The sequence below is a fragment of the Ohtaekwangia sp. genome, from assembly GCF_036568665.1.
In the GTDB taxonomy this organism is placed as follows: domain Bacteria; phylum Bacteroidota; class Bacteroidia; order Cytophagales; family Cyclobacteriaceae; genus Ohtaekwangia.
On the sequence record NZ_DATCSD010000244.1, the window covers coordinates 1 to 5367 of the forward strand.

The window sequence follows — 5367 nt, forward strand, 5'->3', positions numbered from 1 at the left end:
AATGCGCAGTCTCGTGCAGCGAGGTACATTTGGCTTTGGCGTTTTTGAATGTAAAGATATATATGCCACCTACGAAGAGCTGAAAGCAAAAGGCGTTGAGTTCTCCAAACCACCGAAGAAAGAATTTTACGGAGTAGAAGCACTCTTTAAAGATGACTCGGGAAATTGGTTTTCGCTGGGGCAGAAAGAATAATTCGGAAGTTAAAAGCAGAAAGTTGAAGGCGGAAAGTTGAAAGAAGAAGCGAGTGTGAAGTCGGGTGTTCCCGCCCGACTTTTTGAGGAAAGGAACACAAGAGTAATTAGCGGTTGTATTTAATGTTTGTGTTTCTAATAAAGTTATCTTCTGTCAGGTGGAAACACCTGTGGAAAGCATCTATACGGCAATGTTAAACATGCTGATCTCTGATCGTGCGCCCAGGCGGACTGGTAGTATACTGGTGCCGATACCTTTGGATACATATAGGGGAGGGGACGACTCTTTATACCAGCCCTTTAAATATTTACCGCTGCCGGGTGGCTTGAAAGGTGTAAAGCCCAATATATTCAGTTGTCCTCCATGAGTATGTCCGGAGAGTATAAGATCGATCCGTTCTTTGCCCTGCTGCTGCACAATTACATCACGATGTTCCGGACAATGCGTTAATACTATATGGTAATCGCTGTCGCGGTATGTATCTCGTGCAGCCACGTAATCAGCATGGCTACCAATAAAATCATCGATGCCGGTAATAGAAATGCGTTTATTTCGTACGCTATATTGTTTGGATTGATTGATCAGTAAGTCGCAGTTATAGTCGCTATATATCATTCGTAACTTGCGCAGATCTATATTTCCCCAGTATTCCCAGTTGCCAAGTATCGCTACTTTCTGAACTTTGGCATCCAGTAATTTCATGAAGTCGCGCAGAAGATCGATATACTCAGCTTTGTCAACAGAATCTCCGGTAAAGAAAATCAGGTCTGGTTTATAGCTATTTACGCGATTGGCAATTTTCGTATGCACGCTTCCTATAGTGTGTAAATGAAGATCCGATATCTGGGCGATGCGGATAGGAGGTGTGTTTCGGGTAGCATCTCCCAAATGAAATTCGTTGGTTTCAATGAACAGTTTTTCCAGCCAAATAGCATCGATGAAAGTTATCCCCGCGAGCAAGGATATACCATAGCGGATAAATTTTCTCCTGGTGAAAGCTGTTTTCATGGGATGTAAATATAGGAGAAGCCAGGAGTTATCCCCAATTTTTCAATTAGCGGTAGTTTAAAAACTCCGGATAACGGGCATTTTGTCTCCGTTAATCTGCGGGAGATATTTATACGTTAACATTGAGTAGACCGATATCCTTCTTCGATCAAATATAGGTATATACTATATCTGGCATGACTTAGGTCAATTAAGGTATCTGTTTCTTTACATGCTGTATGTGTGAGGTATTGTAATGTGTTTTTTATTACCGCAAATTGGTGTGTAGTATGTGCTGTTCAATAGCACTAAACTATAAATGTCAAGTATATATAGTATACCTTTACCTTCCGAGAATCGGGATATATAAATTGATATCCCATAATTCCCTCCCGTGGCAGGATATATTTTCTAAAAATGAGACACTGGTAAAGCATATATACTATACTAACAGAGTATATCTTTCCTGAATAGTCTCTTTTTTGGGCTGGATGGCATTCTTTACCATTCTCTTCCTGTAAGTGTACGATTGGCAATTAATTTGAAATGTTTGCCTGTATAAACATTAAATGTTTGTACATTGAATATCCTAACAGGCCCATCTATGCGATACATCTATACTGTTCTGCTGCTAACAGCATTCGGCAGAATATTGGCTCAGCCGTACGGTTATAGTTACGGTAAAACCATAACCATACAGGTATCCCAGGTCAGTGGTGCTTCCAACCATACAAACTTTCCCGTGTTGATTTCGCTGGTGGATAATAATCTTCGCACAACAGCCAGCGGAGGCCATGTTACCAATGCCAGCGGTTATGATATAGTGTTTTATACCAGCGACTGTCTTACGAAACTCGATCACCAGATTGAATCCTATACAGGTTCATCGGGTACATTAGTAGCCTGGGTACGTATACCAACACTGAGTGTTAGTGCCAATACTATTATACACATGTACTATGGCAACAGCAGTATATCTGCCAATCCATCGGTTACCACTACCTGGAACTCAGCCTATAAAGGTGTGTGGCACTTTAATAACTCTGTATCAGATTTTACTGCGAATGGTAATAATCTTACCGATAACTCTACAGCAAATTTAGCAGCCGGAAAAATAGGAGCAGGGCGTGATCTGAACAACAGCACCAATGTGTTAAGCTCCGGTAGTGGTCAGTATCTGCGAGTGCCGAACAGTTTTTTTGCGAGTGTTACAAATTTTACGTTTGAAGGATGGGTAAATCTGGATCGAAGCGATACTAACTGGGAGCGTATCTTCGATTTCGGTCAAAGTACCAATATCAATTTCTTTCTTACACCCTCTTCGGGTACAGGTAGTCCGGCAGATACACGCGCGAGGATAACCACCAGCGGCAGTGGTAGTGAACAAGGTGTGATTGTAACCAACACCACGAATACAGGAAGCTGGATTCACTGGGCTGTTACCATCGATAATGCCGCCAGTACAATGAGTGTTTATCGCAATGGATCGTTGCTGGGAAGCGCTACAGGTGTTACGCTGACGCCTTCCAGTATGGAAGCTTCTACGGCTAACTATCTGGGCCGTTCACAGTATTCTGCGGCCGACCATTTTATAGATGCTAAATTTGATGAGTTCAGAATGTCTACCGCTGCGCGTTCGGCAGGATGGATCACTACATCGTATAATAATCAGAATACACCTTCATCATTTTATACAATATCATCGGAGTCAACAGCCAGTACATTGTGCAGTATACTTCCTGTACGACTTTTATATTTCAACGCAACACCGGATGGCACCGTGGTAAATCTGGATTGGGCTACATCTTCGGAGATCAACAACGATTACTTTACCGTTGAGCGTTCTGTTGATGGTGCTGACTGGCAGACACTGAAAAAAGTTGCCAGTGCCGGAACGACTATAGAAGAACACCGCTATACGGTAACGGATCATAATCCCTATACTCGCACATACTACAGACTTCGCCAGACTGATTATGACGGGAAGGAAACTACCTCCGATGTTGTTGTAGCCTATATACACTCATCGGAAGCGATCAACATCTATACGCTTCCTGAAAAGAGACAATTGGTTATAGAAGGAGTGGAAGATATAAATGCTGTTACAATTTTCAACGGTACAGGAAGTCAGGTAAAGCTACAGGGTACTCTGGAATCCGGCACTGCTATATATTCCACGTTCGGTTTACCAACCGGTATATATGTTATCCACGTAGTGGACCGCGAGAATAAATCGATTACCCGTAAGATTTTTATACAGTAGATATGCCCTTCTTTTCAAGTGCATTATAAAGCAAAGAGCCTGCATCAGTCGATGCAGGCTCTTTGCTATTTATAGATGGACTATATATTAATCCAGTGCCTTTACACCCGGCAACACTTTACCTTCAAAGTACTCCAGCAATGCACCACCACCGGTAGATACATAGCTTACAGCATCGTTAAATCCGAATTGATTTACAGCTGCAGCAGAGTCGCCACCACCAATCAATGAGAAGCCACCTTTCTTTGTTGCCTTCACAACAGCTTCAGCAACGGCTTTTGTTCCGGCAGCAAATTTTTCCATTTCAAATACACCCATCGGACCATTCCATAAAATAGTCTTCGAGCTTTCAATGGCTTTTGCAAATACCTGTGTTGCCTGTGGACCAATGTCAAGCCCCATCCAGCCGTCTTTAATAGAATTGTTGTTCGCTATATCGGTGTTGGCATCCGCAGCAAACTTATCAGCGATCACAGAGTCGATCGGTAAAAGAAGATCAACACCTTTTGTTTTAGCTTTCTGAATAAGTTCTTTTGCCAAATCAAGTTTATCAGCTTCCACCAGTGAGTTACCGATGTTACCGCCCAATGCTTTAAAGAAAGTATAGGCCATACCACCACCGATGATCAGGTTATCAACTTTATCGAGCAGGTTTTCAATGATCAATATCTTGTCAGATATTTTAGCACCACCCATAATCGCAGTGAAAGGCTTGTCAGCTTTGTTAATTACTTTCTGTGCGTTGTCAAGTTCAGCAGCCATTACATAGCCGGCACATTTATCTTTAAAGAACTGTGCGACAATGGTAGTAGAAGCGTGTGCACGGTGTGCTGTTCCAAAAGCATCGTTTACATATATATCGCCATGCTTCGAAAGTTTTTCAGCAAAAGCTACATCTCCTTTTTCTTCCTCCTTATAGAAGCGCAGGTTCTCCAGTAAAAGTACTTCGCCTGGTTTCAGCGCGGCTGATAATTTGAATGCTTCATCACCGATACAATCACCGGCAAACTTTACCGGGCGACCCAACAGCTCTTCTGTTTTTTTGATAGTATGCTTCAGTGAATATTTATCTTCTGGTCCTTCTTTCGGGCGGCCCAGGTGTGACATCAAGATACAGCTTCCTCCGTCTTTCAGAATTTTGTTCAGAGTAGGGATGGTCGCGCTGATGCGGTTATCGTCAGTAACATTAAAACTCTTGTCGAGCGGTACATTAAAGTCAACGCGGATAAGCGCACGCTTGCCGTTAAAATTGATGTCGTTGATAGTCTTCATGGTTCGGATGTAGTTTGTTGTAAATTTTTTACGGACAGCAAAGCTAAGATTTTTGAGTTTTTACCGTAACGCAATCGGGTAAAAAAGCCGGATTCTATTTGGTAATGGCAATAATTCTCAAAACAAACGATTGCTAAAGCTGCATTCTTCTATACCTTAATCACCAAAGCTTATCCCCAGGCCCTTTGCTGCCTGCACGATGTACGAATCTTTACTCACTCCGTGATACTCTTGTGTAGCTTCTTCCAGTGATACCGATGTGATCTCGTTGTTCTTGAACGCCACCATCTTGCCAAAGTCTTTCGCGAGGGCAAGTTCAAAAGCTTTCACACCAAACAACGAAGCCAGTATGCGATCGTACGCTACCGGAGTGCCACCCCGTTGTACGTGACCTAATACTGTTTCGCGAATCTCGGCTTTGCATCCGGCATCTTTCAATTGTTTAGACAACTGATAGGCTACACCTCCGAGGCGCACATGCTCTGAACCTTTTTCTCCTGCAGTAGAGGTAATCGTTCCTTCCTTCGGACGAGCTCCTTCGGCAACTACTATATTTACAAAGCCTCTTCCTTTTTTATAGCGAAGGTTAATACGCTTTACAAGTTTGTTGATGTCGTACGGTATCTCGGGTATCAAACATATTTCGGCACCA

Annotated in this window: 5 protein-coding genes; 2 read left to right on the forward strand and 3 right to left on the reverse strand. The window is 42.7% G+C overall.

All coding sequences use genetic code 11. The features are described 5' to 3' along the window. A partial coding sequence (locus tag VIN08_RS13580) for a VOC family protein (RefSeq protein WP_331965938.1) occupies positions 1–193 on the forward strand: 193 nt, incomplete at its 5' end. Between the two features lie 180 nt (positions 194–373). Here the strand turns inward: VIN08_RS13580 and VIN08_RS13585 are convergent. Then, entirely contained in the window at positions 374–1201 is an 828-nt protein-coding gene (locus tag VIN08_RS13585) for a metallophosphoesterase (RefSeq protein ID WP_331965941.1), read from the reverse strand. A 583-nt stretch (positions 1202–1784) separates the two neighbouring features. Between VIN08_RS13585 and VIN08_RS13590 the strand changes: the two genes are divergently transcribed. Continuing rightward, positions 1785–3443, forward strand: a complete 1659-nt coding sequence (locus VIN08_RS13590) for a DUF2341 domain-containing protein (RefSeq protein ID WP_331965943.1) — start codon at positions 1785–1787, stop codon at positions 3441–3443. 87 nt (positions 3444–3530) lie between these two features. On the opposite strand, the gene VIN08_RS13595 is transcribed toward VIN08_RS13590, so the two are convergent. Together VIN08_RS13595 and VIN08_RS13600 are read right to left on the reverse strand one after the other, a co-directional pair. Beyond that, positions 3531–4715 (reverse strand): phosphoglycerate kinase, encoded by a 1185-nt coding sequence (locus VIN08_RS13595; RefSeq protein ID WP_331965946.1) that lies wholly within the window; start codon positions 4713–4715, stop codon positions 3531–3533. A 156-nt stretch (positions 4716–4871) separates the two neighbouring features. Beyond that, a partial coding sequence (locus VIN08_RS13600) for a 6-phosphofructokinase (RefSeq protein WP_331965949.1) occupies positions 4872–5367 on the reverse strand: 496 nt, incomplete at its 5' end.

Bases quoted from the DNA above. Each gene is read 5' to 3' on its own strand.
- VIN08_RS13585 (WP_331965941.1), bottom strand. From the start codon at position 1,201: ATGAAAACAGCTTTCACCAGGAGAAAATTTATCCGCTATGGTATATCC.
- VIN08_RS13590 (WP_331965943.1), top strand. From the start codon at position 1,785: ATGCGATACATCTATACTGTTCTGCTGCTAACAGCATTCGGCAGAATA.
- VIN08_RS13595 (WP_331965946.1), bottom strand. From the start codon at position 4,715: ATGAAGACTATCAACGACATCAATTTTAACGGCAAGCGTGCGCTTATC.